This is a genomic window from Streptomyces sp. NPDC039430 (assembly GCF_055639435.1).
On record NZ_JBVKAK010000001.1, the window covers coordinates 906,683 to 933,672 of the forward strand.

Consider the following 26,990-nt stretch of genomic DNA (forward strand, 5'->3'; position numbering starts at 1 on the left):
TGCCACCCGGCACCCCTCTCGCACCACCACATCCCCCCTTTCCTACGGTCAACGGGAGCCGCATCATGTCCGACACCTTTCCGCCCGGGTTCCTGTGGGGCACCGCCACGGCCGCCTACCAGATCGAGGGCGCGGCACGGGAGAACGGCCGTACGCCCTCCATCTGGGACACCTTCAGCCATACGCCCGGCAAGGTCGAGAGGGGAGATACCGGAGACATCGCCGTCGACCACTTCCACCGCAGGGCCGAGGACGTCCGGATTATGGCGGACCTCGGTGTGAACGCGTACCGCTTCTCCGTCTCCTGGCCGCGCGTCCAGCCCACCGGCCGCGGCCCGGCCATTCAGCGCGGGCTCGACTTCTACCGCGGTCTGGTCGACGATCTGCTCGCCCATGGCATCGAACCGGTCCTGACGCTCTACCACTGGGACCTGCCGCAGGAGTTGGAGGCCGCGGGCGGCTGGCCCGAGCGCGAGACGGCGTACCGCTTCGCGGAGTACGCGCGGGCCGTCGCCGAGGCGCTCGGCGACCGGGTGACACGCTGGACGACCCTCAACGAGCCCTGGTGCAGCGCCTTCCTGGGGTACGGGTCCGGGGTGCACGCCCCCGGCCGTACGGACCCGGTGGCCGCCCTGCGCGCCGCCCACCATCTCAACCTCGGCCACGGACTCGCGACGCAGGCGCTGCGCGCCGTGCTCCCGGCGAGCGGTCAGATCTCGGTGAGCCTCAACCCGGCGGCGGTCAGGGCCCGTACGCAGTCGCCCGGGGACCTGGACGCGCGACGCAGGATCGACGCGCTGGCGAACCGGGTCTTCACCGGCCCGATGCTGACCGGCGCGTACCCCGAGGACCTTCTCGCGGACACCGCGCGGCTGACCGACTGGGCGTTCGTCCGCACCGGCGACGCGGCCGTCAGCAGGCAGCCGCTGGACTCGCTGGGCATCAACTACTACCAGCCCGCGGTGGTCTCCGCCGCGGCCGGACAGGACGCCTCGGGACAGGGCGCCGGCCGCAAGGACCGGCGGGACGGCCACGGCGCGAGCGAGCACTCCCCCTGGCCGGGCGCCGAATCCGTCGCCTTCCACCAGCCGCCCGGCGAACTGACCGAGATGGGCTGGTCGGTGGATCCGAGCGGACTGTACGACCTGCTGCTGCGCTATACGCGTGAGGCCCCCGGGCTGCCCCTGATGGTCACCGAGAACGGCGCGGCGTACGCCGACAAGCCGGATGCCGACGGCGCGGTCCACGACCCGGACCGGATCCGCTATCTGCACGGCCATCTGTCGGCGGTACAGCGCGCGATCGCCGACGGGGCGGATGTGCGCGGGTACTTCCTCTGGTCGCTGATGGACAACTTCGAGTGGGCGTACGGCTATGGCAAGCGCTTCGGCGCGGTCCATGTGGACTACGAGACACAGCGCCGTACGCCGAAGTCGAGCGCGCGCTGGTACGCCCGGCTCGCGGGCACGGGGGTGCTGCCGGAGGTGCCCATCGGGTGACGCCGCGGGCAGCAAGGGGGGTGCGCGCCCCGGCCGGGTGGGGGGTGATGTACCGGCCGGAGCGCGCGGTCCGGGGGGACGGGCGGGGACAGTCGGGGGACGGGCGGCGGGGGGACGGGCAGGGGGCGGGTGGAGATGCCGATGCCAGCACGTTAGCCGTCCCGATCCGGACGAACGGCCCGTTCCGGGCGGCGGTCGCTGTCCTTAGGGCAGGCTTAAGGAACGCATCGGAGGCCGTTAAAGTCGGCGGCCGTCAAAAGTCCCGGCCGCCGCCGCGGCGTCCGCGCCGCCGCAGCCGGTGGCCCCGGCGCGGCCCGTCGGCGGCGCGCCATCCGTCGAGGCCGATCCAGATCCGTACCTCGGTACCGCCGAGCACCGAGCGTCCGATCCGTACGTCGCCGCCCGTCGACTCGGCCACCCTGCGCACGATGTCCAGGCCAAGACCGGTCGAGCCCTCCCGGCCGCCGCTGTTGCCCCGGGCGAGGGCGGCCTTCGGGTCGGCGATGCCGGAACCCGCGTCCGAGACGAGGACGATCACGGCGTCCTCCCCGTTGTGCACGTCGACGGCGAAGGCCGTGCCCTCCGGGGTGTGGCGGAAGACGTTGCCGAGCAACGCGTCGAGTGCGGCGGCCAGTTCGGCGCGGACGACCGGTATGCGCACGGGACGGCCGATGCCCGCGACCCGTGCCGTACGGCCCTCGTCCTCCGCCAGCGCCGACCAGAAGTCCATCCGCTCCTTGACGACTTCCGAGACGTCGCACCCGCCGGCCGGCCCCGCCGCCACCGTGTGCGGCTTGGCCTCGCGGGCGGTACGGATGATCGTGTCGACCTCCCGCTCCAGCTGCGCGACCGCGGCCCTGGTCTGGTCGGCGGCCGGACCCTCGCCCAGGGACGCGGCGTTGAGGCGCAGCACGGTGAGCGGGGTGCGCAGCCGGTGCGAGAGATCGGCCGCGAGCTCCCGCTCGTTGGCGAGGAGCCCGACGACCTGGTCGGCCATGGAGTTGAAGGCGATCGCGGCGGACCGCAGCTCGGCGGGGCCCTCCTCCGGGACCCGCGCGCCGAGTTTCCCCTCGCCCAGGGCGTGCGCGGCGCCCGCGAGCCGCTGGGCGGGCTCGACCATCCGCACGCCGAGCCGGTCGGCGACGGCGACGGATCCGACGATCAGCGCGATTCCCACACCGGCGAGCACCAGCCAGGCGGTGGTGACGCCCTTGGAGACCTCGTTCTGGGGGACGAAGATCTCGACGATCGCGATCTGGCCGGAGCCGATGGCGGTCGGCTGCAGCAGTACGGAACCGCCCGCGACCTCGGCCATGGCCGCGCGGGGAATCCGCTGGACGGTCGACAGATCCTTCTCGGCGGCCCGTCCGCGCCCGATGTCCAGCCGACCGGACTCCGGCCCCGGGGCGGCCGGGACATGGACGGCCATCCGGCCGTCGGCACCGGCGTTGGTGGAGGCGATGGCCCGTTCCAGCTGCTCGCGGTCGGTGGTGATGGAGAGGGTGGGGGCGATGGCGGCGGCCTGGCGCTCGGCGTTGGAGAACGCGCGGTCCCTCGCCATCTCCTTGATGACCAGTCCGAGCGGCACGGCGAAGGCCACGACGACCATGGCGGTCACGGCCACGGCCACCTTGACCAGGGCCCATCTCATACGGGCGGCTCCGCGGCGGGCGGCAGCGGCCCCGGGAGGGGCAACTCCCGTGCGGGCGGCTCGGATACGGACACCTGAGGGCCGGGCGGGGCGGGCGGGACTGATGAGACGGGCGGAGCGGGTGGGACGGGCGGCTCCAGCTTCACCCCGACACCCCGCAGCGTGTGCAGATAGCGCGGCCTGGCCGCGGTCTCGCCGAGTTTCCGCCGCAGCCAGGAGAGATGGACGTCGATGGTCTGGTCGTCGCCGTACGACTGCTGCCACACCTCCGCGAGCAGTTCCTTGCGCGCCACGACCACCCCCGGGCGCCCGGCGAGGAACGTCAGCAGGTCGAACTCCCGCCGGGTCAGATCGAGCCGGGCCCCGTCCAACTCGGCCTGGCGGCGCAGCGGATCGATGGAGAGCCCGCCGACCCGGATGACGCGCGGCGGCGTGGCCTCGCCGGCGGTGGCGCGCGAACGGCGCAGTACGGCCGCCATCCTGGCCGCCAGATGCTCCACCGAGAACGGCTTGGTGAGGTAGTCGTCGGCGCCGTCGTTGAGCAGCCGGACGATCTCCGCCTCGTCGTCCCGCGCGGTGGCGATGATCACCGGTACGTCGGTGATGCCGCGCAGCATCTTCAGCGCCTCCGCACCGTCCAGATCGGGCAGACCGAGATCGAGAATGACCACGTCGAACTGGAAATGGGCCACCTCGCGCAGCGCCTCCAGAGCCGTACCGACGCTCCGCACGGTGTGGGAGGCCTCGGTCAAGTGCCTGATGAGGGCGGAGCGTACGAACTGGTCGTCCTCGACCACGAGCACACTGGGCATGGGCGGCACCGTACGCCATCCACGGGGTGCGGGAGGGCCGGTCTCCGGGGTCGATCGTGACCCGTGTCCCTTCTCGGTGCTCACGGGACAGCCGTGGTGCGGGTGGTGCAGTATGGCCCGGATGCGCATGGGACTCGTACACACCCTGGCGTGGTCGCTCGCCACCGGCGCGGCGGTCACGCTGTCGTGGTGGGGCGTCCACTCGGTCATGGCGGGGACGGCGTACGACCCGCCGCGCGCGCTCCCGCTGCCCGTGGACAGCGCGACGGAACAGGGCGCGAGCCCCGTCGCCTCGTCCACCTGGCGCCCCCCGAGCCCGTCCGCGAAGCCGCCCTCCTCGCCCTCGGCGGCACCGGGCGACAGCGAACGGCCCTCGTCGCGTTCGACGGCCGAGGAGACGAAGGACGCGGGCGGGAGCACGCACGGGGACGGGGGCGGGTACGGCGACGAGGGCGCGGGGACAGGGGGGACAGGTACGGGGGCGGGGCCGGGGTCGGGGCCGGGGTCGGGGCCGGGGTCCGACTCGTCCGGCGCCTCCGGCGAGGTGAAGGGCTATACGGTCGACGGCGGCCGGGTCGTCTTCGACATCGGGAGCGCCTCGGCCGAACTGGTCTCCGCGACGCCCGACAGCGGCTGGCAGATGCAGGTGTGGACCCAACCGGCCTGGATCCGGGTGACGTTCACCCGGGACGGCCGGGAGGTCTCGGTGTTCTGCACCTGGAACGGCCATCCGCCGATGGTGCAGTTCGACGACCGCTGAGCGAACGCGGCCGTACGCGCCGTACGAGGTGTGTGCGCCGTACGAGGTGTGTGCGCCGTACGAGCCTGACGAGGCGGGCTACTTGAACGCGTCGGCCGGAGGCGGCGGCGAAGCCTTGGCGCTCGCGTCGGTCACCACGGCCGCGCCGCCGGTGAAGTCGGCCAGTGCCCGGCCGTGCTCCACCCGCCCCGGATGCGGATCGCCCGCGACCCGGCGGGTCAGTTCGGCGACGGGCAGCTCACGGTCCGAGGCGAGCAGTACGGCGTTCCCGAAGCGGCGGCCCCGGAACACCGCCGGGTCGGCGGCGAGCGCGAGCCGCCCGAAGACGGTGGCGGCGGTGGCGATCTGGCCGCGCAGATGCGCCAGCGGCGGACCGTCCGCGAGGTTGGCCGCGTAATGGCCGTCCGGCCCCAGGGCCCGGCGTACGTCGCCCAGGAACTCCGCGCTGGTCAGATGCGCGGGGGTACGGGCGCCGTCGAACACGTCCGCGATCACCAGATCCGCCCAGCCGTCCGGCACCTTCGCGAGCCCGGCCCGCGCGTCGGCGGTGCGGACACGGATCCGGGCGTTGGGGTCCAGCGGCAGCCGCTCGCGCACGAGATGGATGAGGGGACCGTCCACTTCGACGATCTGCTGGGTGGAGCGGGGGCGGGTGGCGGCGATGTAACGGGCGAGGGTGAAGGCCCCGCCGCCGAGATGCACGACACGCAACGGCCGGCCCGCGGGCGCCACGAGATCGACGGCATGGCCGAGCCTGCGCTGATACGCGAAGGAGAGACGCGTGGGGTCGTCGAGGTCGACATGGGACTGCGGGGCCCCGTCGATCAGCAACGACCAGGCCCGCGCCCGCTCCCGGTCGGGCACCAGCTCGGCGCGACCGCCGTCGACGTCCTCGGCCACGACCGTCACGGACGGCGCGCGGCGCCTGTTCTTTGCCACGTGCCCATTCTGCGGGCCCGGTTCACCTCCGGCTCACCCGCCACCGGAAAGACCGCCACCGGAAAGACCCGGGCCGGAGGGGCACGGGGCCGGCGGCTATCTACATCGGTCGGCGGCCTCAAGGAGCCGCGCCGCTTCGCCCAGCGCCTCCCTCAGCAGCGCCGGGTCCGTCACCGGGCCCGTCGTATCGGGGTCGAGCAGCCAGGCCGAGCCGATGACCGGGGGTTCGGCGGGGATACGGAAACCCCGGCCGTTCGTCTGCGTACAGGCGCTGCCCGGCATGTCCCAGCCCGCGGCCGTACCCGGCGGGACCAGAAAGCCCAGGGTGTCGCACGGGCCGTCGTGGAGCACGGGCCCCACCTTGGGAGAGGCACCCCCGCGGCGCAGGATGTCCACCGCTTCGAAGCCCTGCCGGGCCGGCACCGTCACCAGGTCGCAGGGCTCCCCGGCGTCGTCCCCGGGACGCGCGCCGCACTCCTGGCCGGGCACGCGCCGAGCAGTCGTCCGCGAGCCACCACTGGTGTCCATACCGACCTCCACATTGAGCGTCTCCCACGCGGTTCAACGCACGGCGGCGTCAACAGCTACGGCGGCGCACCGCCGAAAAAGATGGCAGTTCATGGCAGATCATGGGCGAGAAATCCGGTATGTGGGCAAACTCTATGTGTCACGACCGTCACAGCCGGTACGTTCTGCCCGTCGGAACAACCGGAGTTGGGCACCGCGCCAGACCACACCGCACGCTCCGGGTGACCCGCGGGCACCAACGGCTGTACCAGGAGAGGGCTCGGCCATGGCGTTGTCTCGGGCAGTTCCCAACCTCGCCTTCCGCCGGCTGCGCGGGCGGCGCTCGCCGGGGGAGTTCGCCGCCGCCGTACGCAGGGCCGCGCGGGAGATCGGTGAACAAGTCGCCTGTGACGCACGTTATATCGGACGGGTGGAGGCGGGCGAGATCCGCTGTCCCAACTACGCGTACGAGCGGGTTTTCCTGCATATGTTCCCCGGGCTGAGCCTGAAGGACCTGGGCTTCTGTCCGCGCGAGCACGTACGGGGCAGAGCGGCGCGGGCCACGACGACCACCATGAACAGAGCAGAGAGAACAGACAGAGCCGACAAGGTGGACACCACCAGCCGTCGGAGCCGCACCGGCGATACGAGCAGGACCGGCGACACCAGCGAGGAGAGCGACGTGCTGCGTCGCGCGTTCATGAAGAGCGGCCCCGTCACCGTGGTGGTCGCCTCCCTCGGTCTCGGCGGTACGGCCGCCGCGGCCGTACCGCCGCCGCGGCGGGCACCGCGGCCGGCCGGCGACGCCGAAGTGCTCGCCGTCGAGGCGGCCGTGCGGCGGATCCGGCTGCTGGACGACCGGCACGGCGCCGACGGGATCTACCGGCAGGCGGCCCAGCCGCTGCGCGCCGCCTACGCGCTGCTCGACTCGGGCATGCCCGCCCGCCAGTCCGTCGCCGACCGGCTCTACGCGAGCGCCGGCGAGCTGTCGATCTCGGTGGGCTGGCTCGCCCATGACTCCGGCCGCTTCGACGACGCGCGCTCGCACTACGCGGAGGCGCTGGCGACGGCGCGGATGGCGAACGATCCCGGGGTGGAGGCGCACGCCTTCGCCAACACCTCGTTCCTGGCGAAGGATTCGGGCCGGTACCGGGAAGCGGTGCGGACCGCGCAGGCGGGCCGGCGCGCCGCCAGGCATCTCGCCTCGCCGCGGCTGCTGTCGCTGCTCTCCCTGCGCGAGGCGGCCGGCTGGGCCAAGCTGGGCGACCGTACGAACTGCGAGCAGTCGCTGTCCCGGGCCCATGGCCTCTTCGACCGCGGCCTCTCGGACGCCGACCCCGAGTGGATGTCCTTCTTCGGCGAGCCGGAGCTGGAGTCGCAGGAGGCGCTGTGTCACGCGGCGTTGGGCGACTGGTCACGCGCCGCCCGGCACGCCCACCGTGCGACGGCGCTCCAGGATCCGCACTTCGCCCGCAATCTGGCGCTCTACCGGGTGGAGCTGGCCACGGACCTGGCCCGCGCCGGCGCTCCGGACGAGGCGGCGGCGGCCGGCCATCAGGTGCTGGACGCGCTGGATGTCGTCCAGTCGTCCCGTATCCATACGAGACTCGCGGCCACGGCGCGGGTCCTGCTGCCGCAGCGGCGGCTGCCGGAGGTGGGCGCCTTCCTGGACCGCCACGCCTCGACGAACGTCCGGGCCTGAGGACCGGAGCGGGCGGCCCGAAGCACCGGGGCCCGGAACCGTCGGCCCGGAACCGTCAGCTCCGGCCCCCGAGCCCTGGGCTCCGGCCCCCGGGCCCGGCCCCGGCCCCGGCCCCGGGTCAGCGTGCGAGATGTGCCGTGTCGTTCCAGATCTGGATCGCCGGCAGGTCGTACGCCCAGCTCAGCACCGACACCGACGTCGGATCGAGCCGGATCCGCGCCGCGAACGAGATGTCCTCGCCCAGCCAGCGCGCGCCGATCGCGCGCAGGATGTGGCCATGGGCGAAGACCAGGACGTCACGGTCCGCCGAGCGCGCCCAGGAGACGACCTCGTCGGCGCGGGCGGAGACCTGCTCCAGGGTCTCGCCGTCCGGGACTCCGTCGCGCCAGATGAACCAGTCGGGCCGCTCCGCCTTTATCTGTGCCGGGGTCAGGCCCTCGTACGCGCCGTAGTCGAACTCCATCAGCGCGTCCCACTCCTCGGCCCGGTCGCCGAACCCGGCCAGCGCGCAGGTCTCAGCGGCGCGCGCCAGCGGGCTGGTGCGTATCTCCACACCGGGCAGCCCCGACCATGGCGCCTGATGGAGCCGTTCGCCCAGCAGCTTGGCGCCGCGCCGGCCCTCGTCGAGCAGCGGGATGTCCGTCCTGCCCGTGTGTTGGCCGGACAGCGACCACGCCGTCTGGCCGTGCCGGGCGAGCAGGATGCGCGGTGCCATGAAGGTGCTCCCTGAGGTTCACAACTGGTGCCGTTCCATCATCGCGCACCTGAACGGAAGGCGATCTCCAGGGGCAACCTCCCGGACGATCTCCACGTCCCTCTCCCTGCCAGGGGATGTCGTCGAACGTTCTTCCGTAGGCACACCCGGTCGAAGGACTCGATCTCATACACCGTACGGTTGAACGTTGGCCGACAGCTGAATGAAAATATGATGGGGATCGTCCGGATGCCGTACAGCGCCAGCGCGCCGCAGAGCCCTGGGACGACACACCCCCGCCCGCGGCCTCGCTGGTGGACCGAGCTGACGCTGCTCGTCCTGGTCTACGCGGCGTACTCACTGGGCCGGCTGCTCGCACGGGGCGACGTGTCGACCGCCGTCGACCACGGACTGGCGATCCTGCGGGTGGAGAAGGCGCTCCTCCTCAACGCCGAGCATCCGCTCAACCGGCTCTTCACCAGCACCCCGGCCCTCGGCATACCCGCCGACTTCGCCTACGCCTCACTGCACTACCTCGTCACCCCGGCCGTCCTCGTCTGGCTCTTCCGCCGCCGCCCGGCCCGTTACCGGGCCGCCCGCACCTGGCTGACGCTCTCCACCGTCCTCGGCCTGGCCGGCTTCATCCTCCTGCCCACCTGCCCGCCCCGGCTGCTGGCGGCCGGACACGGCTTCGTCGACACCATGGCGCAGTACAGCTCGTACGGCTGGTGGGGCGACGAGGCGAGCGCGCCGCGCGGTCTCGGCGGGATGACCAACCAGTACGCGGCGATGCCGAGCCTGCATGTCGGCTGGGCCGTGTGGTGCGGGGTCCTGCTGTGGCGGCACGCCCGTACCCCGCTGGTGAAGTGGGTGGGCGCCGGCTATCCGCTGGTGACCACCGTGGTGGTGATGGGGACCGCGAACCACTACTTCCTGGACGCGGTCGCGGGCGCGGCGGTGATCGGCCTCGGGGGGCTGCTGACCCGGCCGGCGCTGCGCGCGGCCGAGCGCGTACGGGCCGCGGCGCGGGCGCGCTCCGGGTGGTCCCCGGCGCCGGCCGGCGGGTCCCCCGGTGCCGCCTCCCCGCCGTCCCCGGCCGCCTCCCCCGTGTCCTCGTCCGCCGCCTCGTCGCCCCGTACGTCGTCGCGCGCATCACCCCGTAAAGGCCCGGTTGTCAGCGGCGGATGCGAGACTTCCGCGGGTGAGCGATTCCCTGGGCAGCGGACCCGCACCAGCACCACCGGCACCACCTCCGCAGACGACACTCCGGCGACGGCTCGCTGAGCTGCGCGGCCCCGCCGTCGCGCCGCATCCGCTCGACGCCCGCGCGCTGGCGGCCCTCGCGGCCAACCCCGGCTGCCAACGGCGCGCCCTGCTGGACGGCGCGGGGGTCGACAAGGCGGCGCTCGCGTCGGCGCTCGGCTCGCCCGCCCCGTTCGGCCAGTCGCAGTTCGCGTTCATGCGCGGCAACGCCTTCGAGGCCAGGGTCAAGGCCGACGGCGGTACGGAGCTGATGCGGCTGCTGTCCGAACGGCTCGGCGGGCAGTCACCGCCGCCCGCCCCCGGTGAGGTCCTCGTCCCCGACCTGTCGGCGGCCGGTCCCGAGGGGCGCACGGCCCGTACGGCGCTGGCCCTGCGCGAGGCCACGCAGGCCCGGACGTGGGCGCTGCTCGACCATCCGCTGCTGGCTCTTGAGGTGGCGGGCTCCCCCGCGTATCTGGAGCCGGACGCTGTGGTGGTGCGTCCCGACGGCCGGTGGACCGTCGTGGAGATCAAGTCCTTCCCGATGATCGACGGTTCCGCGGACGCGGCGAAGGTGGGCGCGGCGGCGCGGCAGGCCGCGGTGTACGTACTGGCGCTGGAGCGGGTCGCTCTGCACACGGCGGGCGCGGAGGTGGCGGACCGCGTGCTGCTGGTCTGCCCCAAGGACTTCTCGAACCTGCCGGCCGCGTCGGTCGTGGACGTACGCAAGCAGCTGTCGGTGACGCGCCGTCAGCTGGCCAGGCTGACCCGGATCGAGGACATCGCGGCCGGGCTGCCCGAGGGCACCACCTTCGATCTGGAGCACTGCTCGGGCGAGGAGCTGACGGCCGCGGTCGAATCGGTCTCGGCGGCCTACGCGCCCGAATGCCTGTCCGCGTGCGAACTGGCCTTCCACTGCCGTCACCGGGCCCGCGCGGAGGGCGCGGTGGAGACGCTGGGCCGTGGCGTACGGGGCGAGCTGGGCGGTCTGACCACGGTCGGCGCGGTGCTGGCCGCGGCGCACGGCGGGGCGGGCGACCCGGCGGACCCGACGGTCATCGCGCTGCGCAGGGCGGCCGCGCTGCGGGCGGAGGCACTGGCGGCGGCCGGGGCCGCCCGTGAGGCGGCCGCCCGCGGGGGCGAGGGGGAGGCCGATCAGGCGATCGGCGAAGCGGTCGACGGGCCGGCCGCCGTGTCTGCCGTCAGGCCGGCCACGGCCGGCGGATCCGCGGGTGAGGCGGTCACATGTCGCTGATCAGTACGCTCGCCCGGCTGGAGGCCGTCGAGAGCGGCCGCGCCCGCCCGCTGGCCACCGTCCGGCACCGCCGGATCTCGGACGAGCCGCTGGTGCTCGTGCCGCTCACCACCGCGGGCGAGGCAGGTGCCCCGCTCGGCGCGCTGGTCGGGACGGACCGGGACGCGCCGCGGCTGCTGACCGTCGCTCAGCCGCGCGACCGCGATCTGCGGTTCGCGTTCCTCGGCGAGCTGGCGGAGGCCGTGCTGCCGTATCTCGACGCGTACGCCGATGTGATCGAGCCCGCCGAGCGCAGCGAGACGGACCCGGAGACCGGCAAGCGGGTCAAGGTCGAGACCGAACTGTGCGTGGACGCGCCGCAGTTGATCGTGCCGAGCCGGCCGGGCATCGACTTCGTACGGCTGCTGGGGCGGTCGATGCGGTTCCGGCGTACGGCCGAGGACGACCCGGACACGCCGTATCCCGCACCGCCGCGCGTGCCGTTGCTCGGGCGGTGGCTGACGCACTACGGCGAGCGCGCCCGGGTGCCGGGGTCCTCGCTGCTGCTCGCGGCGACGGATCTGCTGAACCGCCACTGGGCGACCGGACAGTCCAGCCTGGAGGACCAGCATCTCGGCGCGCTGCTCGCCTGGATCGATCCGCCCGAGGGAGCCTCGGGCGCCGAGGCGGCGCTGCGGGCCGAGCTGGACCGGGACCGCGGCGGACAGCTGCGCTGCCCCCCGGCGGGGCCCGCCACCGACCCGGCGTTCGACAACAGGCTGCTGGCACCGGCCATCGAGGGGTACGACCGGGCGCGTCAGGCGCTCGCGTCGGCCGAGGACGGGCCGGGCGCGGAGGAGCAGCTGGCCCGGCTGACCGCGGCGGAGCGGGAGATCCGCGAGCTGCTCGCGGGCGTCATGCGGCCGACCTGGGACGCGGTGTGGCGCGGTCTCGACCTGCTGCGCGCGCTGCCCGAGGGGGCGCGCGTCACCGATCGCTGGACGCGCGACCGCTGGTCGTTCACCGGCCATCGCGACCGGGTGCGCGCCGGGGAGCCGCCGCAGCCGCGGCGGGACGACGCGGTGACGGCGGCGCGGAAGCTCGCCTCGCGCGAGACGGCCCAGGCGCAGCTGGAGGCCCAGGAGGCGCTGGACGATCCGCTGGTGTTCGCGGGGCGCAGGCTGTCGGGCGAGGCGTTCCTGAGCGAGGTGACGGAGGTGGTGATGGCGTACAGCGAGAGCAAACGGCCGAGCCCGCGCCCGCTGGTCACCGTCCGCACCGACGACCGGCCGCATCTGGAGGCGGGTACGAAGGTGTTCCGTTCGCTGGACGGAAAGCCGCAGTCCGCGGAGTTCGTGCGGTCGTCCGCCGACGAGGTGGACGAGGCGAACGGGACGGACGAGGTGGACGAGGCGAACGGGACGGAAGAGGCGGACGGGACCGACAGCGCCGACGGCGTGCTGGTGCTGCGGCTGACCGACCGTATGGGCCGCGGCAAGGAGCCCGCTCCCGGCTCCGTGCCGGAGAAGGGCGACCGGATCGCCTGGACGCTCTTCGAGCACGACCAGCGGGGTGGCCCGAAACTGCCGGACGCGGAGGAGACCCCGTGGACCCACGGCGGTCCGCCGGCTGCGGAGGACGCGCCCACGGCCCACGTCGAGAACGCGGCCGAGACCGCGCCCCAAGCCCAGACCCAGGACCAGGCCCAGACCCAGGACCAGGCCCAGACTCAGGACCGGGCCGGGAGCGGCCCGCGGGCCGAGGCTCCGGACCCGGTCACCGAGGAGGACTTCCTGTGACGGACACCGCCGCGTCGGAAACCACCGCCCTGCCGGGCCCCGGCCGGCCAGGCCGTCCCGGCCCCGGGGCCTTCGATCCGGGCGCCGCCGCCGCGCGTGCCACCGACGCGATCCTGCGCGACACACTGCACGGCACCCACCGCGGCGTGGTCGTCGACTCACCGCCCGGCGCGGGCAAGTCGACGCTCGTCGTACGGGCCGCCCGCGAACTGGTGGCCGCCGGACGGCCGCTGATGGTCGTCGCGCAGACCAACGCGCAGGTGGACGATCTGGTGGCGCGGCTCGCCGAGAAGGACCCCGAGCTGCCGGTCGGCCGGCTGCACAGCAATGACCCCGACCCGTACGACAAGGCCCTGGACGCCCTGCCGAACGTCCGCAAGTCCGCGAAGGCGGCGGATCTGGCGGGGCTCGACGTCGTGATCTCGACGGCGGCGAAGTGGGCGCATGTGCAGGGGGTCGAGCCCTGGCGGCACGCCATCGTGGACGAGGCGTACCAGATGCGTTCCGACGCGCTCCTCGCCGTCGCCGGGCTCTTCGAACGCGCGCTGTTCGTCGGCGACCCCGGCCAGCTCGACCCGTTCAGCGTGGTGGGCGCCGATCAGTGGGCGGGGCTGTCGTACGACCCGTCGGCGAGCGCGGTCTCCACGCTCCTCGCGCACAACCCCGAGCTGCCCCAGCACCGGCTGCCCGTGTCATGGCGGCTGCCCGCGTCCGCGGCGCCGCTGGTGTCGGACGCGTTCTATCCGTACACGCCGTTCCGCAGCGGTACGGGCCACGGCGACCGGAGGCTCGCGTTCGGGGTGCCGTCCGACGGCTCGGGTCCCGACCGGGTGCTCGACGAGGCGGCCGAGTCCGGTTGGGGCCTGCTGGAGCTGCCCGCCCGGCGTACGCCCCGTACGGACCCGGAGGCGGTACGGGCCGTGGCGCTGGTCGTGCGCAGGGTGCTGGACCGCGGCGGCGCGGCGACCAGCGAGCGCTCCCCCGGTCCGGTTCCGGTCACGGCCGACCGGATCGCGGTCGGCACCGCCCACCGCGACCAGGCGGCGGCGGTCCGCGCGGCCCTCGCGGAGCTGGGGGTGAGCGGAGTCGCGGTGGACACGGCGAACCGGCTCCAGGGCCGTGAGTTCGATGTCACGGTGGTGCTCCACCCGCTCTCCGGCCGCCCGGACGCCACCGCGTTCCATCTGGAGACGGGCCGGCTGTGCGTGCTGGCGTCCCGGCACCGGCACGCGTGTGTCGTGGTGTGCCGCGCGGGCGTGGCCGAGCTGCTGGACGAACACCCCTCGACGGAGCCGGTGCGGCTGGGGGTGACGGTGAAATTCCCGGACGGCTGGGAGGCGAACCACTCGGTCCTGGCCAAGCTCTCGGAGCACCGGGTGAGCTGGCGGCCCTGAGGCCCCCTTGCGCCGGGCGGGACAATGGACGGTGGCCGAAAGGCCCTACACGCACGAGCAGGAGGAGAACCGATGGCGGATCCCGAGCGGAGCGAGCGGCGGCTGCGGCCGGCACCACTGCTCTTCGAGCCCTCGGAGGCGGTCGCCGACCCCGAGCACTTCTTCGACCTCGAATCCATCGACGACCCCGCCGACCTGCTGGCCAGAGCGACGGAGCTGACTCTCGCGTTCCGGGCGGCGACCGACCGGGCCGTCGAGTTCCAGGCGATCGCCGCCGCGCAGCTCGCCGATCCCCGCCGTTTCGACCGGCTGACGACGGCGGACATCGCGCTGCGCGCGCAGTGGACCGAGGACTACGCGAAGAAGATGGTCGAGTTCGGCCGGGACCTGCTGAGCGGCGAGGGCCTGGCGAGCCAGTGAGGCCGGCGGGACGGCAGGGAACTGGCGGGCCTGCGTGTCACCCGTGTGGCATATGCGTGGCGCAGGTTACGCCTCCCCCGCCGCCCTGTCCCGTCTTTCGCGAACTCTCGGGAACGAGCCCATTACTCCCGGTAGATCTGACTGCCATGAGCGCATGGCTACGAGATGAATCCCCGCTGAGTCCCGGCATGAGCGACGACGAGCGCCGCACCGACATCTTCGGCCTTCTCCGTGACGAGGGCGGCCCGCAGGCCGAGCGGGTCACCCAGGCCGGTGCGGAGTGGCTCGTCTCCGCCGGACCGTACCCCCGCTCCACGCTCTCCCTCTGGACCGCCCGTCCGACCGCTCCCGCGGTGCTGCCCTGCGGCTCCGCCTTCGACGTGGTGAACGCCCCCGCGGTCTTCGGCCGGCGCATGCTGGACCGGCTGTGGGCGGACGGCCCCGGCTCCGGGCCGGTCGCCGCGTACCGCGGCCGTACGCTCCTCTTCGCCGCGCCGGGCACCGCCCAGCGGCTGCCGTCCCTGCTCTCCTGGGAGGAGTGGGGCGGCTCGGGCGGCGGCGGGCGCGAGACGGCGCCGCCGCCCCTCCTCTGCCACGGCTCCGGCGACGCGGTGACCGTCCCGCCGCTGTCGCCGGGCCCGGCGTCGGGGCCGCGCTGGGTGGTAGCGCCCGACACCCGCCACCCCTGGCTGCCCGGACCCGAGGTGCTGCTCTGGGCCTGCGTACGGGCGGCCCGCGACCAGGCGGCGGCCGGGACGGGCTCCGTACCGCGCCCCAGGACGGCGCCGGAACCGTCGGCGGCGGCGGCCGCCCGGCTTCCCCGGTCACGCTCCTGACCATGGGAAACACCTCCCGAAGCGGCCCGCCCGTATCGATTTTTCTTCGCGCCGATCCGGGTGCTAAGGTCTACGACGTCAGCAGGCGCCGCTAGCTCAGTTGGTTAGAGCAGCTGACTCTTAATCAGCGGGTCCGGGGTTCGAGTCCCTGGCGGCGCACAGACACGGAGGAGCCCCTCGCGCGAGCGGGGGGCTCCTCCGTTTTCCGTACATCGGGCACGGTCACACGGCGTGAGGCCCAGGGGGTTCTAGGACGTGACCTCCGGGGTGATCTTGACGGTCCAGGCCCCGGTGGGGGTACGGTCCGCCACCTCCACCCGCGTCCGCTCCTGCTCCACCGTGAAGGTCTCGCCGACCCCCAGCGGCGCGTCCGCCAGCGGCGGATAGACCGACCGGTCCCAGCAGCCCTCTCCGCCCGGATGGGTGTCCACCACCTCGACCGGCCCGCCGCCCGACGCCGTCTCGCCGCGTACGCGGTAGATCAGCACCCCCTCGGTGCAGGTGTGCAGATCGTTTCCGGTCGCCGCGCGCGCCTCGATGGCCAGCGCGGTGTTCCGGCCGGTCCTGACGACCGCGAGCCGGGTCCCGGCGCTCCCGCCGGGGGTGGGCGCCGCCGCGATCGGCTCCAGGGTGAGCAGGCTCGTGCCCGTGGGCGGCACGCACCGCACCTGCCGCTGGTCCAGCCAGCCGAGCTTCCACTTGTGCCAGCCGAAGAGATCCGGCGCCATCCCGAACTGGCTTCCCATCACATCCCAGTCACCGACATAGGTGTCCCAGTCACCCCTGCCGTCCGTGGGCCGGTGGTACAGGTCCGCCAGATCGAAGACATGCCCGGTCTCGTGGGCCAGCACATTGCGGTCCGGCGGGTGCCGCTCGAAGACGGTGACGATCCGCCGGATGTCCGTGCCGTCCGCCCGCATCGGCCGGTCGAAGTTGACCACCTTCGTGGCATCGGAGTCGACACCGGGCGCGTCCGGATCGGCGACCAGATACACGACGTCGTAGCGCGAGAAGTCGACCGCCGGATCGGCCGCGGCCAGCGCGTCCCGCAGATAGGCCGTGCGCCGGGCGGGCTCCCAGTCGCGCCGTATCCCGTAGTCGGTGGACGCGTGCGGCATCCGGAACCACTGGAGCTGCGGGTGGGCGCGCAGCGCGAACTTTCCGTACGACGCCTGCTCGTAGAAGCGGCTGGTGGCCGGGAAGTGATCGGCCGCCAGTTCGGCGGGGTCGGCCAGCGGCGCCGAGTCGGGAAAGGAGAGAAAGATCATGACCGCGTCGAGGACGCGGTCCGGGCGCGGATAGGAGGCGTTCCAGGTGTCGAGGCCGAGGGAGTGATGGGCGCCGGTACGCGGCAGGGCGCAGGGCCCTTCGGGGGCCGAGGCCCCGGCGGGCCCGGCGATCAGCGATGTGGCGGCGAGCGCCACGAGGGAGGTCACGGCGGCCGCGGTCCTGCGCAGGCGGGGCCGTTCCACTCCCCCGGGTGGCTGCGGACGCTCCACATCGACCTCCGGCTCCGGATTGGGGGGCACCACTCCCCACCCTGGGTCGATTTGTACGACTATGCCCTGTTCCGCTGCACCACATGGGTGAGGGGCCTTGTGATCACTGCGTCGACGACCCGACACCCCGGCGCATCACGGAAAGTCACAAGCGATCACGGCGGGCTCTTCCGGTGCCACAGACGTGCAGAAACGATCGCCCGGTGGGGCGCCGGCGGGATTCCGCGGGCTCTTCGACGTCCAGGAGCTGGAACGGCCGCCCGGCCTGCCTCTATGATCGGCACACTTTCCCTGGCAGACCGTCCCGACCACTCTGTACGACACGACTGCACCGCGGGAGCGAGCCGTGAGCGGAACCTCCGAAGGGCCGCGTCCAGCGGCGGTCGCGGCGGCGGGCATCGCACGGCCACCCGTCACGGAGCGTCATACCTTCGGCAGAACAGCCACCGAGCCATCGGACGGGCGTGACGTACCCACGCCGGGCGGCGCGCACCTGCCGGGCGGCAGCCGCACACCGCGCGATGTACGCACGCCGGGCGACGCGCAGCACTTCCGCGGCGCCTTCCGGGCCGCGGAGCTCGCCATGGCCGTGACCGACCACGAGGGCACGGTCGTCAGCGCCAACGACGCGCTCGCCGTGCTCCTCGACACCGAACCCGCCGCGGTCGCCGGCCGGGCCGCGGCCGATCTCGTCGACCTCGCCTCCGACAGCCGCACCTGGGACGCCTATCGCGCGGTGCTGGAGCGCCGGCGCGCCCGCTTCCGCTGCACCCGCCGGCTCAAGCACCCCGACGGACGGACCCTCTGGGCCGAGGTCACCGTCGTCCCCGTACCGGAAGGACGCGGGGCGCTGCTGTCGATCGCTGACATCAGCGACCGGCGCGAGCTCCAGGCGCGGCTGCGCCATCTCCAGATGCACGACCCGGTGACCCGGCTGCCCAACCGCACGCTGTTCTTCGAGCGGCTCGCCTCCGCGCTGGAGGCCTCGACGTACGACGGCGTGGCGTACGGCGTGTCCCCGGCCTATCTGGACCGCAGGCCGTACGGCGACGGCAGAACAGGGCGGATCGGGCTCTGCTACCTCGATCTCGACGGCTTCAAGGCGGTCAACGACACCCTCGGCCACCGCACCGGCGACCGGCTGCTCGCGGCCGTGGCGACCCGGCTCACCGAGTGCGCCGACCACGACGGCTACACGCGCAGCGGCGGCCATCTGGTCGCCCGGCTCGGCGGGGACGAGTTCGCGATCCTCGTCGAGGACTCCACCGGTACGGAGCAGCTCGCCGACCTGGCGCGCTCCGTGCTCACCGCGCTCCAGCGCCCCTTCGACCTCGCCGGGCAGCGGCTCTCGGTCTCGGCGTCGATCGGGGTCGTGGAGCGGGTCGCCGAGGGCACCACCCCGACCGGTCTGATGCAGGCCGCCGACACCACGCTGTACTGGGCGAAGGCAGACGGCAAGGCCCGCTGGACCCTCTTCGACCCGGAGCGCAACGCCCACCGGATGACCCGGCAGGCGCTCACCTCGACGCTGCGGCCGGCCGTGGAGCGCGAGGAGTTCGTGCTCCAGTACCAGCCGCTGGTGGGGATGGCCGACGGGGTCGTACGGGGGGTGGAGGCGCTGGTGCGCTGGAACCACCCGCAATTCGGGACTCTCGCGCCGAATCGGTTCATCGGGATCGCCGAGGAGGACGGCTCGATCGTGCAGCTCGGCCGCTGGGTGCTGCGTACGGCGTGCCGCCAGGCGAGGCGCTGGCAGCTGGACCACCCGCACACCCGGCCGCTCTTCGTCAGCGTCAATGTCGCCGTGCGCCAGGTCTGGGACTCGGATCTGGTCGCGGACGTGGCGGAGATCCTCGCGGAGACCGGTCTCGCGCCGCAACTGCTGCAGCTGGAACTGACGGAGTCGGCGGTGATGGGCTCGGCGGGCCGGCCCCTCCAGGCGCTCCAGGCGCTGAGCGACATGGGCGTACGGATCGCGATCGACGACTTCGGGACGGGGTACTCGAACCTCGCGTATCTCAGCCGGCTGCCCGTCTCGGTCCTCAAGCTGGACGGCTCGTTCGTCCGCGGCTTCCGCTACGACGAGGGAGTCCACCCGAGCCCGGCCGACGAGACGATCGTGGAGGCCCTGATCCAGCTCGCGCACCGGCTGGGGCTGACGGTCACCGCGGAGTGTGTGGAGACCTCGGGCCAGGCGGCGCGGCTCCAGCGGATCGGGTGTGACACGGGGCAGGGCTGGCTCTTCTCCCGTCCGGTGGCGCCGGAACGGATCGCGGAGATGGTCGCGGTCAGCCCGAGAGACGTGTGACGGCCGCTCTCGTGCTCGCCCTGCTCGAACAGATGGGCCCTTGGCTGGCGGGGACTCGCCATTCGTCCGGGCGGCCTTGCCGGTGATCGGGACGCTGGGTGATCGTGGAAGGGCGTCCCGGCGTCTGTCCCGCCGGGACGCTGGACCACGGCGGCGGAGAAGACAGGGGCGCGAGGCATGTGCTGGGGAAGGGTCACGGCCGGTGGCGGGAGCGAGGGCGGACACACGGAGGGCGGGGATCCGGGGCTCCGCCGGACAGGCCCCGGGTCGTCGGCGGTCACGGCTCGGCCCGGCCCAGGGCCGAAGCACAGCAAGCACAGCAAGCACGGCAAGTAGACGCGGTGACGGACGCGCCGGGTGCGTTCCGTACGGGTGCCGCCGAGCGGGCCGCCATGCGAGGGCTGCTCGACGGGCTGCGCGGTGCCCTGGCCGGGCCGCTCGCGCCGGAGTGGGAGCGGGCCTTCTGGGCCGTTCCTCGGCACCGGTTCCTGCCGGAAAGGGTCTGGATCGATGACGATCTGACGGCGTGTACCCGTGGCGCGGCACCGGACCACTGGCTCCGCGCCGCGTACGCGAACGGTCCGGTGGTGACGGCGGTCGATGACGGAATCGGTGACGGAATCGGTGACGGGGGCGGCGACAGGATCGGAGGCTGGATCGACGACGGAATCGACGACATCCGGGACCCGGGCGGCGGCGGGCGGCGGGCCTCGTCCTCGGCGTCGGCCCCGTCGATCGTCTTCCGTATGCTGCGCCTGCTGGCGGTGGAGGACGGCCACCGCGTGCTGGAGATCGGCACCGGTACCGGCTGGAACGCCGGGCTGATGGCGCATCGGCTCGGCAGCGAGCGCGTGACCACCGTCGAGCTGGATCCCCGGCTCAGCGCGCAGGCCGCCCGCCGTCTCCGGAGCGCCGGCCTGGCGCCCCGGGTCATCACCGGGGACGGCGCGGCAGGATACGCGCCCGGCGCGCCGTACGACCGGGTCGTCGCCACCTGTTCCGTGCGGCGGGTGCCGGGCGCCTGGCTGGAGCAGACCCGTCCGGGCGGGGTGATCCTGACGCCCTGGGAATCGCCCTGGTTCCGCTTCGGGCTGCTGCGGCTCACCGTACGGGACGACGGCAGCGCGTCCGGCCGGTTCTCCCCGCACTCCGCCTTCGTGCTCATCCGCAGCCAGCGCACGGACCTGCGGATCTACCGCGACGTCGTGGAGGACCACCAGATACCGGAGCGGTCCGCCACGCAGTTGTGCCCCTGGGCGGTGGCGGGCGACGACCCGGCCGCGCGCTTCGCCATCGGCCTGCGGCTCCCCGACATCTGGCGCGCCTGGCACGACAACCCGGATGTGCACGGCGTGGCGTCCCGGCTCTGGCTCGCCACCACCGACACCACGTCCTGGGCGGCCGTGGACTGGGACGGCCGGACGGACAAGCGGCTCACGGTCTGGCAGTACGGCCCCCGCCGGCTGTGGGACGAGGTCGAGGCGACGTACCGGTGGTGGCTCCGGGCCGGCAGTCCGGGCCCGGAGCGATTCGGCCTGACCGTCACCCCTGACGGCCGGCAGACACCATGGCTGCACACCCCGGCGGGCGTCCTCACGACCGGGCCGGATATGCCTTAGGTCCTGTCCGGGGCGGCGACCCCGCGAGCGTCAGGCCGGCAGGCCGTACGCGTCCGCGATCAGCCCATAGCTGCGCAGCCGCTCCTCACCGCTGTGCGCGTGGGAGGTGATCATCAGCTCGTCGGCGCCCGTGCGCTTCTGAAGGTCGTTGAGGCCGTCGCGGACCGCGTCCGGGGTGCCGTGCACGATATTGACGAGCCAGTTGTCCACGAACTCCTGTTCCATCGGGCTGAACCGGTACGCCTCGGCCTCCTCCGGCGTCGGGACGAGCCCCGGCCGGCCGGTGCGCAGCTGCACCATGGAGAGCGCGCCGGACAGTACCTGACGGCGGGCCTCGCGCTCGCTGCCGGAGGCCAGGGCCGAGACGCCGATCAGCGCGTACGGGGCGTCGAGGACCCCGGAGGGGCGGAACGAGTCCCGGTAGAGATCGAGCGCCGGGATGGTGTTCTGCGCCGAGAAGTGGTGGGCGAAGGCGAAGGGCAGCCCCAGCACCCCGGCCAGCCGGGCGCTGAAGCCGGAGGAACCGAGCAGCCAGATCGGCGGCCGGCCCGCGGGGCCCTGGACCGGGCCCGGTACCGCGTGGATACGGGCGTACGGGTGGCCGTCGGGGAAGTCGTCGTCCAGGAACCGGGTCAGCTCGGCGAGCTGCTGGGGGAAGTCGTCGGCGCCCTCGTTCAGCCGGTCGGAGCGGCGCAGCGCGGCGGCCGTCGCCCCGTCGGTGCCGGGCGCGCGGCCCAGGCCCAGGTCGACCCGGCCCGGGGCGAGCGCCTCCACCGTGCCGAACTGCTCGGCGATCACCAGCGGGGCGTGGTTGGGCAGCATCACACCGCCCGAGCCCAGCCGGATGCGCTCGGTGTGAGCGGCGAGATGGGCGAGGATCACGGCCGGGGAGGACGAGGCGACGCCCGGCATGGAGTGGTGCTCGGCGACCCAGTGCCGGTGGTATCCCCGGCGCTCGGCGAGCTTCGCGAGCGCGACGCTCGTCCGCAGCGACTCGGAGGCCGTGGAGCCCTTGCCCACGGTGACCAGGTCCAGTACCGAGAGAGGTACGGGCGCGGTGCCGTGCGCCGTGCCCCTGATGCCGTCCGTCGTGCCTCGGCTCGCGTCGTCCACCGGTCAGACCCTCCTGCGTATCGAATGCGTACAGCAGGGGTACAACAGGAGGGTCTCTCCGCTTATTCCCGGACCGGCCCCCGGATTATTCCCGCGCGCGTCACCGTGGCCGCCTCGCCCACGTCGGCGGCACCCGCGCCCGCGCCGTCAGCCCCGGGCCTCGAACTCCCGGCCTTCGAACAGCTTCCCCAGCCGGCGCCCCCAGGCCCTGCGCCCCGCGAGCCGCAGCCCCTCCCAGACCGTCACCTGGTTCGCGGTGAGGACCGGTTTGCCGAGGATCTCCTCCAGCTCCGGCAGATACGCGATCGTGTGCAGGGCCGTGTCCGGGAGCAGGACGACCTCCGCGTCCGGATGGTCGCCCGCGCGGGCCAGTTCGAGGACCTGCTCCCGCTCCCAGGTGCCGACCTCGGCCGCGGTGATGATGCCGCTGGCCCGGTCGGAGACGACATCGATCCCGGCCGCCTTGAGGAAGGCGGCGAAGTACGCGGTGACGTCCGCCGGGTATGTGGCGGCCACGGCGACCCGCCGGGCGCCCAGCGCGCGTACGGCGTGGGCGAAGGCGAACGAGGTGCTCGACGCCGGCAGTCCCGCGGCGGCGGCCAGGGCGCGTGTCTGCTCATGGGCGCCCTCCCAGCCGTAGACGAAGCTTCCGCTGGTGCACGCCCAGACCACGGACTCGGCACCGGCGAGGCGCAGTTCCTCCACCCCCGCGGCGAGCCGTTCGTCCGCCCCCATCCGGAGCAGCGCGTCGACGCGGTGGGCGTCTTCGCCGATATCGGTGTGGACCACGGGCAGCCTGATGTCACTACCGAACATCATTTCGATGCGGGGGTAGTCGTCCTCGGCCGAATGTCCGGGGTAGAGGAGTCCGACGGTGGTCATGTCCATCCTTCCGTATCTTCCGGCAGCGGCTCCGCCGGCAGGGCGGCCTGCCCCGGCGGGGCTACCCCGACCGGGCCGACCGGCCCGATCGGTGCCGCGGGCGAGACGGGCGCGACCGGCGGCAGCGGCTCCACCAGCGGCATCGCCGGCACCGAACGCGCCGACGGCCGATCGAGCAGCAGCGCCTGGTACGGACCGACGGCGTGTGCCCCGAGCCTGCGCAGTGCCGCCCACATCGTCACCTGGTTGGCGGACAGGACGGGCATCCTCAGCTCGGCCTCCAGCTGCGGAATCGCGTCGTACGTCGGCAGATTCGTACAGCTGATGAAGAGCGCGTCGGCCGCCCCGACGACGGCCTGCCGCGCCATGTCCACGACCGAGCGGTACGGCACCTTCCAGATGTGCCGGGTCAGTCCCAGAAAAGCGCGACCCGTCACAGTTACCCCGACCTCGCCCAGATAGTCCTCCAGCGACTGGGTGACGGACTCCGTATAGGGCGTGACCAGCGCGATACGGCCGACGCCCAGCTCCTCCAGCGCCTCGACCAAGGCGCCGGACGTAGTGAGCGAGGGCACCTCACCGGCGCGGTTCATCGCCTCGCACATGGCGCGCTCGCCTGCCGCGCCTCCGACGAAACTGCCGGAGGTGCAGGCGTAGGCGATGACCTCGGGTTCCGAGGCGCCGAGCGCTCTGACCGCCTCGCCGAGGGTCTCGTGCTCGCTGACCAGCCGCGCCAGGTCGAGGGAGACCTCGACCGGCACGTACGGCGTACGTGTCACGCGCAGGGAAATATCGTCGGGCACCCACCGCCACAGTTCACGGTCGAGTGCGAAATCGAAGGGAGCGACCACGCCGACACCACGCTGCGGCTCTGGACCACCCAGAAAGGAGACTTCCACGTCGTGCCCCCTTATCAGGCTCTTGTTTGACGACGGTAGGAGCCAAGTGCGAGCGTGGTCAATCCGCCCATCTCAGACGTTGCACGGAATTTTCCCGAGGGAAATCCCGAGGGAACCCCGCCCGGCCCGATCATCGGCAGACTCCCGCCTGGTGGACGGCGGATTCCCGTCCGGCACCCGGCGGACCCGCCGCCGGTCCGGCCCCGGCAGAAGGGCTGCTCCTCATGACAGCACCCACCCTCCTCGTCCTGGAAGCGGAGCCTCCGCCACGGCTGGGCCGCCTCACCGGGAAGGCACGGATCCGCTCCGTCGACGAAGCCGGGCTCGCGGCCGAACTCCCGCACGCGGACGCCCTGCTGGTCTGGGACTTCACCTCCGACGCGGTACGGAACGCCTGGCCGGGCGAGGGGCCGCGGCCCGGCTGGGTGCACACCGCGAGCGCCGGGGTGGACCGGCTGCTCTGCCCCGAGCTGATCGCCTCCGACACGGTCGTGACCAATGCCCGGGGCATCTTCGAGGCGCCGATCGCCGAGTATGTGGCGGGGCTGGTGCTCGCCATGGCGAAGGATCTCCCCGGGACGCTGGAGCTTCAGCGCCAGCGCCGCTGGCGCCATCGCGAAGGCCTTCAGGTCGCGGGCAGCCGGGCGGTCGTGATCGGCGCGGGCCCGATCGGCCGGGCCGTGGCCGGGACGCTGCGCGCGCTGGGCGTGACGGTGGCCGTCACCGGCCGTACGGCGCGCCCCGGCGTGCACGCCGCCGAAGAGCTGGACCGGCTGGTGATCCGGGCCGACTGGGTGATCTCCGCGGCGCCGCTCACGGACGCCACACGCGGCATGTTCGACGCACGGCTCTTCGGTCTGATGCAGCCCTCCGCCCGGTTCATCAACGTGGGCCGCGGTCAGCTCGTGGTGGAGGACGATCTCGTCGCGGCGGTGTCCAAGCGGTGGATCGCGGGCGCGGCGCTCGATGTCTTCGCGCGGGAGCCGCTGGACACGGGCAGCAGGCTCTGGGACGTCCCCGGGCTGATCATCTCCCCGCACATGAGCGGGGACACGGTCGGCTGGCGCGACCGGCTGGGCGAACAGTTCGTGGATCTGTATGAACTTTGGGCCGCCGGAAAGCCTCTGCCGAACGTGGTGGACAAGAAACGTGGGTACGTCCCCATGCATGACTGATCACACGAGCGACCCCACCCGCCTCACCGACCTCACCGCACGGCAGCTGCTGGCCGGCTACGAGAGGGGCGACTTCTCGCCGCTCGACGCGACCCGTGCCGTACTGGACCGGATCGAGGTGGTGCAGCCGCTGGTCAACGCCTTCGTGCGGGTGGCGGCCGACGCCGCGCTCGCGCAGGCGGAGGCGTCCACGGCCCGCTGGCGCGCGCGGGAGCCGCGGGGGCTGCTCGACGGGGTGCCGGTCTCGGTGAAGGACATCTTCCTCCAGCGCGGCAGCCCCACCCTCCGCGGCTCCCGGACCGTACGGGCCGAGGGCGCCTGGGACGAGGACGCGCCGGCGGTGGCGCGGCTGCGGGAGCACGGCGCGGTTCTCGTCGGCAAGACCACCACCCCGGAGTTCGGCTGGAAGGGCGTCACCGACTCACCGCTGAGCGGGGTCACCCGCAATCCGTACGATCCGTCCCGGACGTCGGGCGGGTCCAGCGGCGGCAGCGCGGCGGCCGTGGCGCTGGGCGCGGCCCCGCTCTCCATCGGTACGGACGGCGGCGGATCGGTCCGTATCCCGGCGTCCTTCTGCGGGATCTTCGGGTTCAAGCCGACGTACGGCCGGGTGCCGCTCTATCCGTCCAGCCCGTTCGGCACGCTCGCGCACGCCGGGCCGATGACCCGGGACGCGGCGGACGCCGCGCTGCTGATGGACGTGATCAGCGGCGCCGACTGGCGGGACTGGTCACAGCTCGCCCCGGCGCCGAGCCTCTCCGCCGCGCTGACGGACGGCGCGACGGGCTCGGCGGGACGGGCGGGCGGGAGCGGCGTCAAGGGGCTGCGGATCGCGTACTCCCCGACCTTCGGCAATCAGGTCGCGGTACGCCCCGAGGTGGCCTCGGCCGTACGGCGCGCGGTGGGCCGGCTCGCCGAGCTGGGCGCGTATATCGAGGAGGCCGATCCGGACATCACGGATCCGGTGGAGGCCTTCCACACCCTGTGGTTCAGCGGCGCGGCCCGGCTGGTGGAGCCGTACGGCGCGGAGCAGCGCGAGCTGCTCGATCCGGGGCTGCGGGAGATCGTCGCGGCCGGTGAGCGCTACAGCGCGCTGGACTATCTGGCCGCGGTCGACGCGCGGATGGAGCTGGGCCGGCGGTTCGGCCGGTTCCACGAGTCGTACGACCTGCTGGTCACGCCGACGCTGCCGATCACCGCGTTCGAGGCGGGCCGGGAGACGCCGCGTGGCTCGGGCCAGCGGCGCTGGACGGCCTGGACGCCGTTCACGTACCCGTTCAATCTGACGCAGCAGCCCGCCGCCAGCGTGCCGTGCGGGGTGGACGGGGACGGGCTGCCGGTCGGTGTGCAGCTGGTCGCCGGGCGCCACGCGGACGCGCTGGTGCTGCGCGCCGCGCACGCGCTGTACGAGTCGGGCGCGGCGCCCGGCCTTCCGGCGCCTACTGCCGCCGGAAGCTGAGCGTCTCGCCGACGGCGCCCGCGCGCCACAGGTCCTGGCAGGCCTCGGCCATCCGGTCGAGGCCGTCCACCACCGTCCCCCAGACGATGCCGGGGATCCAGCCCATGTCCCCGTTGATCAGGAGATTGTTGCGCTCGTAGAAGAGGGCCAGGTCCACGACGGTACGCCGGCCGCGCACCGCCTTCTCGTCGTAGCCGTACGACGACGTGCCCAGCTCCGTGTCGGAGAAGGTGAAGTAGCACAGATCCCCGGGGATGGGGGTCACGGTCGGATTCTCCAGCGGTGGTTCCTCGGCGGCGAAGGCCGGAAAGAGCGCGTAGATCTCATTGCGCGCGTACTTCGCGTGATACACGTCCGAGCCCAGCGGCAGCGCCTCCCACACCGCCGCGCAGGTGACCGGAGCCCGGTCGTCCAGGAGTTTCGCGGTGCAGTGCACCCCGCGCTTGTCGAGCGACACAGTTACAAATCGGTCGGCCATGTCCTCATGGTCCTCATCTGATCCACTGAGTCAAGAGCGGTCGGCCGGGCGCGGGACGATCCCAAGATC

Annotated in this window: 23 protein-coding genes and 1 tRNA gene; 14 read left to right on the top strand and 10 right to left on the bottom strand. The window is 73.2% G+C overall.

All coding sequences use genetic code 11. The features are described from left to right. Positions 1 to 65 precede the first annotated feature (65 nt). Positions 66 to 1,499: a glycoside hydrolase family 1 protein gene (locus ACZ7LS_RS03845; RefSeq protein ID WP_385132598.1), complete on the top strand. Its 1,434-nt coding sequence runs from the start codon at positions 66 to 68 to the stop codon at positions 1,497 to 1,499. A gap of 253 nt (positions 1,500 to 1,752) precedes the next feature. Here the strand turns inward: ACZ7LS_RS03845 and ACZ7LS_RS03850 are convergent, their stop codons facing one another. Then, positions 1,753 to 3,150 (bottom strand): ATP-binding protein, encoded by a 1,398-nt coding sequence (locus ACZ7LS_RS03850; protein WP_382521399.1) that lies wholly within the window; start codon positions 3,148 to 3,150, stop codon positions 1,753 to 1,755. After that, entirely contained in the window at positions 3,147 to 3,962 is an 816-nt protein-coding gene (locus ACZ7LS_RS03855; protein WP_385132595.1) for a response regulator transcription factor, read from the bottom strand. The genes ACZ7LS_RS03850 and ACZ7LS_RS03855 overlap by 4 nt, the downstream gene beginning before the upstream one ends. A 112-nt stretch (positions 3,963 to 4,074) precedes the next feature. Here ACZ7LS_RS03855 and ACZ7LS_RS03860 point away from each other — a divergent pair, with 112 nt between their 5' ends. After that, a complete protein-coding gene (locus ACZ7LS_RS03860) occupies positions 4,075 to 4,722 on the top strand; it encodes a hypothetical protein (protein ID WP_385132592.1) in 648 nt (215 codons plus the stop codon). Positions 4,723 to 4,800: 78 nt separating this feature from the next. Here ACZ7LS_RS03860 and ACZ7LS_RS03865 read toward each other — a convergent pair whose 3' ends face one another. After that, positions 4,801 to 5,661: a spermidine synthase gene (locus ACZ7LS_RS03865; protein WP_382666256.1), complete on the bottom strand. Its 861-nt coding sequence runs from the start codon at positions 5,659 to 5,661 to the stop codon at positions 4,801 to 4,803. Positions 5,662 to 5,757: 96 nt separating this feature from the next. After that, positions 5,758 to 6,189 (bottom strand): hypothetical protein, encoded by a 432-nt coding sequence (locus ACZ7LS_RS03870; RefSeq protein WP_382521387.1) that lies wholly within the window; start codon positions 6,187 to 6,189, stop codon positions 5,758 to 5,760. 265 nt (positions 6,190 to 6,454) lie between these two features. Here ACZ7LS_RS03870 and ACZ7LS_RS03875 point away from each other — a divergent pair, with 265 nt between their 5' ends. Then, entirely contained in the window at positions 6,455 to 7,870 is a 1,416-nt protein-coding gene (locus ACZ7LS_RS03875; RefSeq protein WP_382666258.1) for a tetratricopeptide repeat protein, read from the top strand. Positions 7,871 to 7,988: 118 nt separating this feature from the next. Here the strand turns inward: ACZ7LS_RS03875 and ACZ7LS_RS03880 are convergent, their stop codons facing one another. Further along, positions 7,989 to 8,585, bottom strand: coding sequence for a histidine phosphatase family protein (locus ACZ7LS_RS03880; RefSeq protein WP_382521383.1), 597 nt, complete (start codon positions 8,583 to 8,585; stop codon positions 7,989 to 7,991). A 228-nt stretch (positions 8,586 to 8,813) separates the two neighbouring features. Between ACZ7LS_RS03880 and ACZ7LS_RS03885 the strand changes: the two genes are divergently transcribed. The 7 genes from ACZ7LS_RS03885 to ACZ7LS_RS03915 all read left to right on the top strand — a co-directional run bounded on the left by ACZ7LS_RS03885 (position 8,814) and on the right by ACZ7LS_RS03915 (position 15,648). Continuing rightward, a complete protein-coding gene (locus tag ACZ7LS_RS03885; protein WP_385132623.1) occupies positions 8,814 to 9,848 on the top strand; it encodes a phosphatase PAP2 family protein in 1,035 nt (344 codons plus the stop codon). Next, a complete protein-coding gene (locus tag ACZ7LS_RS03890) occupies positions 9,766 to 11,061 on the top strand; it encodes a hypothetical protein (protein WP_382521377.1) in 1,296 nt (431 codons plus the stop codon). The genes ACZ7LS_RS03885 and ACZ7LS_RS03890 overlap by 83 nt, the downstream gene beginning before the upstream one ends. Next, on the top strand, positions 11,052 to 12,839 hold the full coding sequence (locus ACZ7LS_RS03895; protein WP_385132587.1) for a hypothetical protein: 1,788 nt from the start codon (positions 11,052 to 11,054) through the stop codon (positions 12,837 to 12,839). Before ACZ7LS_RS03890 ends, ACZ7LS_RS03895 begins: the two co-directional genes overlap by 10 nt. Positions 12,840 to 12,868: 29 nt before the next feature. Beyond that, positions 12,869 to 14,233 carry an AAA domain-containing protein gene (locus tag ACZ7LS_RS03900; RefSeq protein WP_385132620.1) on the top strand — a complete coding sequence of 455 codons (1,365 nt, stop codon included), beginning with the start codon at positions 12,869 to 12,871 and terminating at the stop codon, positions 14,231 to 14,233. A 72-nt stretch (positions 14,234 to 14,305) separates the two neighbouring features. Further along, positions 14,306 to 14,653, top strand: a complete 348-nt coding sequence (locus tag ACZ7LS_RS03905) for a hypothetical protein (protein WP_129771719.1) — start codon at positions 14,306 to 14,308, stop codon at positions 14,651 to 14,653. A gap of 146 nt (positions 14,654 to 14,799) precedes the next feature. Continuing rightward, the gene (locus ACZ7LS_RS03910) at positions 14,800 to 15,489 is read left to right on the top strand and encodes a hypothetical protein (RefSeq protein ID WP_382521369.1); all 690 of its coding nucleotides are present in this window, start codon (positions 14,800 to 14,802) and stop codon (positions 15,487 to 15,489) included. 85 nt (positions 15,490 to 15,574) lie between these two features. Further along, positions 15,575 to 15,648, top strand: a tRNA-Lys gene (locus ACZ7LS_RS03915). A gap of 89 nt (positions 15,649 to 15,737) precedes the next feature. Here the strand turns inward: ACZ7LS_RS03915 and ACZ7LS_RS03920 are convergent. Beyond that, on the bottom strand, positions 15,738 to 17,018 hold the full coding sequence (locus ACZ7LS_RS03920) for a M6 family metalloprotease domain-containing protein (RefSeq protein WP_382521366.1): 1,281 nt from the start codon (positions 17,016 to 17,018) through the stop codon (positions 15,738 to 15,740). Between the two features lie 316 nt (positions 17,019 to 17,334). On the opposite strand from ACZ7LS_RS03920, the gene ACZ7LS_RS03925 reads away from it, so the two are divergent. Together ACZ7LS_RS03925 and ACZ7LS_RS03930 are read left to right on the top strand one after the other, a co-directional pair. Beyond that, positions 17,335 to 19,296 carry a putative bifunctional diguanylate cyclase/phosphodiesterase gene (locus ACZ7LS_RS03925; protein WP_382521364.1) on the top strand — a complete coding sequence of 654 codons (1,962 nt, stop codon included), beginning with the start codon at positions 17,335 to 17,337 and terminating at the stop codon, positions 19,294 to 19,296. 341 nt (positions 19,297 to 19,637) lie between these two features. Beyond that, entirely contained in the window at positions 19,638 to 20,915 is a 1,278-nt protein-coding gene (locus ACZ7LS_RS03930) for a methyltransferase domain-containing protein (RefSeq protein ID WP_385132582.1), read from the top strand. Between the two features lie 30 nt (positions 20,916 to 20,945). Here the strand turns inward: ACZ7LS_RS03930 and ACZ7LS_RS03935 are convergent, their stop codons facing one another. The 3 genes from ACZ7LS_RS03935 to ACZ7LS_RS03945 all read right to left on the bottom strand — a co-directional run bounded on the left by ACZ7LS_RS03935 (position 20,946) and on the right by ACZ7LS_RS03945 (position 23,809). Next, positions 20,946 to 22,028 (bottom strand): LLM class flavin-dependent oxidoreductase, encoded by a 1,083-nt coding sequence (locus tag ACZ7LS_RS03935; RefSeq protein WP_382521358.1) that lies wholly within the window; start codon positions 22,026 to 22,028, stop codon positions 20,946 to 20,948. Between the two features lie 147 nt (positions 22,029 to 22,175). Beyond that, positions 22,176 to 22,910, bottom strand: a complete 735-nt coding sequence (locus tag ACZ7LS_RS03940) for a maleate cis-trans isomerase family protein (RefSeq protein WP_382666274.1) — start codon at positions 22,908 to 22,910, stop codon at positions 22,176 to 22,178. Further along, a complete protein-coding gene (locus ACZ7LS_RS03945) occupies positions 22,907 to 23,809 on the bottom strand; it encodes a maleate cis-trans isomerase family protein (RefSeq protein WP_382666276.1) in 903 nt (300 codons plus the stop codon). Before ACZ7LS_RS03945 ends, ACZ7LS_RS03940 begins: the two co-directional genes overlap by 4 nt. Before the next feature lie 224 nt (positions 23,810 to 24,033). On the opposite strand from ACZ7LS_RS03945, the gene ACZ7LS_RS03950 reads away from it, so the two are divergent. After that, positions 24,034 to 24,984 carry a D-2-hydroxyacid dehydrogenase gene (locus ACZ7LS_RS03950; RefSeq protein ID WP_382521350.1) on the top strand — a complete coding sequence of 317 codons (951 nt, stop codon included), beginning with the start codon at positions 24,034 to 24,036 and terminating at the stop codon, positions 24,982 to 24,984. Next, entirely contained in the window at positions 24,977 to 26,443 is a 1,467-nt protein-coding gene (locus ACZ7LS_RS03955) for an amidase (RefSeq protein ID WP_385132577.1), read from the top strand. The genes ACZ7LS_RS03950 and ACZ7LS_RS03955 overlap by 8 nt, the downstream gene beginning before the upstream one ends. On the opposite strand, the gene ACZ7LS_RS03960 is transcribed toward ACZ7LS_RS03955, so the two are convergent. Next, on the bottom strand, positions 26,424 to 26,921 hold the full coding sequence (locus ACZ7LS_RS03960; RefSeq protein ID WP_382521344.1) for a DUF3830 family protein: 498 nt from the start codon (positions 26,919 to 26,921) through the stop codon (positions 26,424 to 26,426). The genes ACZ7LS_RS03955 and ACZ7LS_RS03960 overlap by 20 nt on opposite strands. Between the last annotated feature and the right edge of the window lie 69 nt (positions 26,922 to 26,990).

What these genes read in the sequence shown, in the direction of transcription:
- ACZ7LS_RS03910 (WP_382521369.1), top strand. Translation starts at nt 14,800, where the DNA reads ATGAGCGCATGGCTACGAGATGAATCCCCGCTGAGTCCCGGCATGAGC.
- ACZ7LS_RS03875 (WP_382666258.1), top strand. Translation starts at nt 6,455, where the DNA reads ATGGCGTTGTCTCGGGCAGTTCCCAACCTCGCCTTCCGCCGGCTGCGC.
- ACZ7LS_RS03955 (WP_385132577.1), top strand. Translation starts at nt 24,977, where the DNA reads ATGACTGATCACACGAGCGACCCCACCCGCCTCACCGACCTCACCGCA.
- ACZ7LS_RS03950 (WP_382521350.1), top strand. Translation starts at nt 24,034, where the DNA reads ATGACAGCACCCACCCTCCTCGTCCTGGAAGCGGAGCCTCCGCCACGG.
- ACZ7LS_RS03960 (WP_382521344.1), bottom strand. Translation starts at nt 26,921, where the DNA reads ATGGCCGACCGATTTGTAACTGTGTCGCTCGACAAGCGCGGGGTGCAC.
- ACZ7LS_RS03860 (WP_385132592.1), top strand. Translation starts at nt 4,075, where the DNA reads ATGGCCCGGATGCGCATGGGACTCGTACACACCCTGGCGTGGTCGCTC.
- ACZ7LS_RS03905 (WP_129771719.1), top strand. Translation starts at nt 14,306, where the DNA reads ATGGCGGATCCCGAGCGGAGCGAGCGGCGGCTGCGGCCGGCACCACTG.
- ACZ7LS_RS03870 (WP_382521387.1), bottom strand. Translation starts at nt 6,189, where the DNA reads ATGGACACCAGTGGTGGCTCGCGGACGACTGCTCGGCGCGTGCCCGGC.
- ACZ7LS_RS03880 (WP_382521383.1), bottom strand. Translation starts at nt 8,585, where the DNA reads ATGGCACCGCGCATCCTGCTCGCCCGGCACGGCCAGACGGCGTGGTCG.
- ACZ7LS_RS03845 (WP_385132598.1), top strand. Translation starts at nt 66, where the DNA reads ATGTCCGACACCTTTCCGCCCGGGTTCCTGTGGGGCACCGCCACGGCC.
- ACZ7LS_RS03855 (WP_385132595.1), bottom strand. Translation starts at nt 3,962, where the DNA reads ATGCCCAGTGTGCTCGTGGTCGAGGACGACCAGTTCGTACGCTCCGCC.
- ACZ7LS_RS03895 (WP_385132587.1), top strand. Translation starts at nt 11,052, where the DNA reads ATGTCGCTGATCAGTACGCTCGCCCGGCTGGAGGCCGTCGAGAGCGGC.
- ACZ7LS_RS03850 (WP_382521399.1), bottom strand. Translation starts at nt 3,150, where the DNA reads ATGAGATGGGCCCTGGTCAAGGTGGCCGTGGCCGTGACCGCCATGGTC.
- ACZ7LS_RS03940 (WP_382666274.1), bottom strand. Translation starts at nt 22,910, where the DNA reads ATGACCACCGTCGGACTCCTCTACCCCGGACATTCGGCCGAGGACGAC.
- ACZ7LS_RS03885 (WP_385132623.1), top strand. Translation starts at nt 8,814, where the DNA reads ATGCCGTACAGCGCCAGCGCGCCGCAGAGCCCTGGGACGACACACCCC.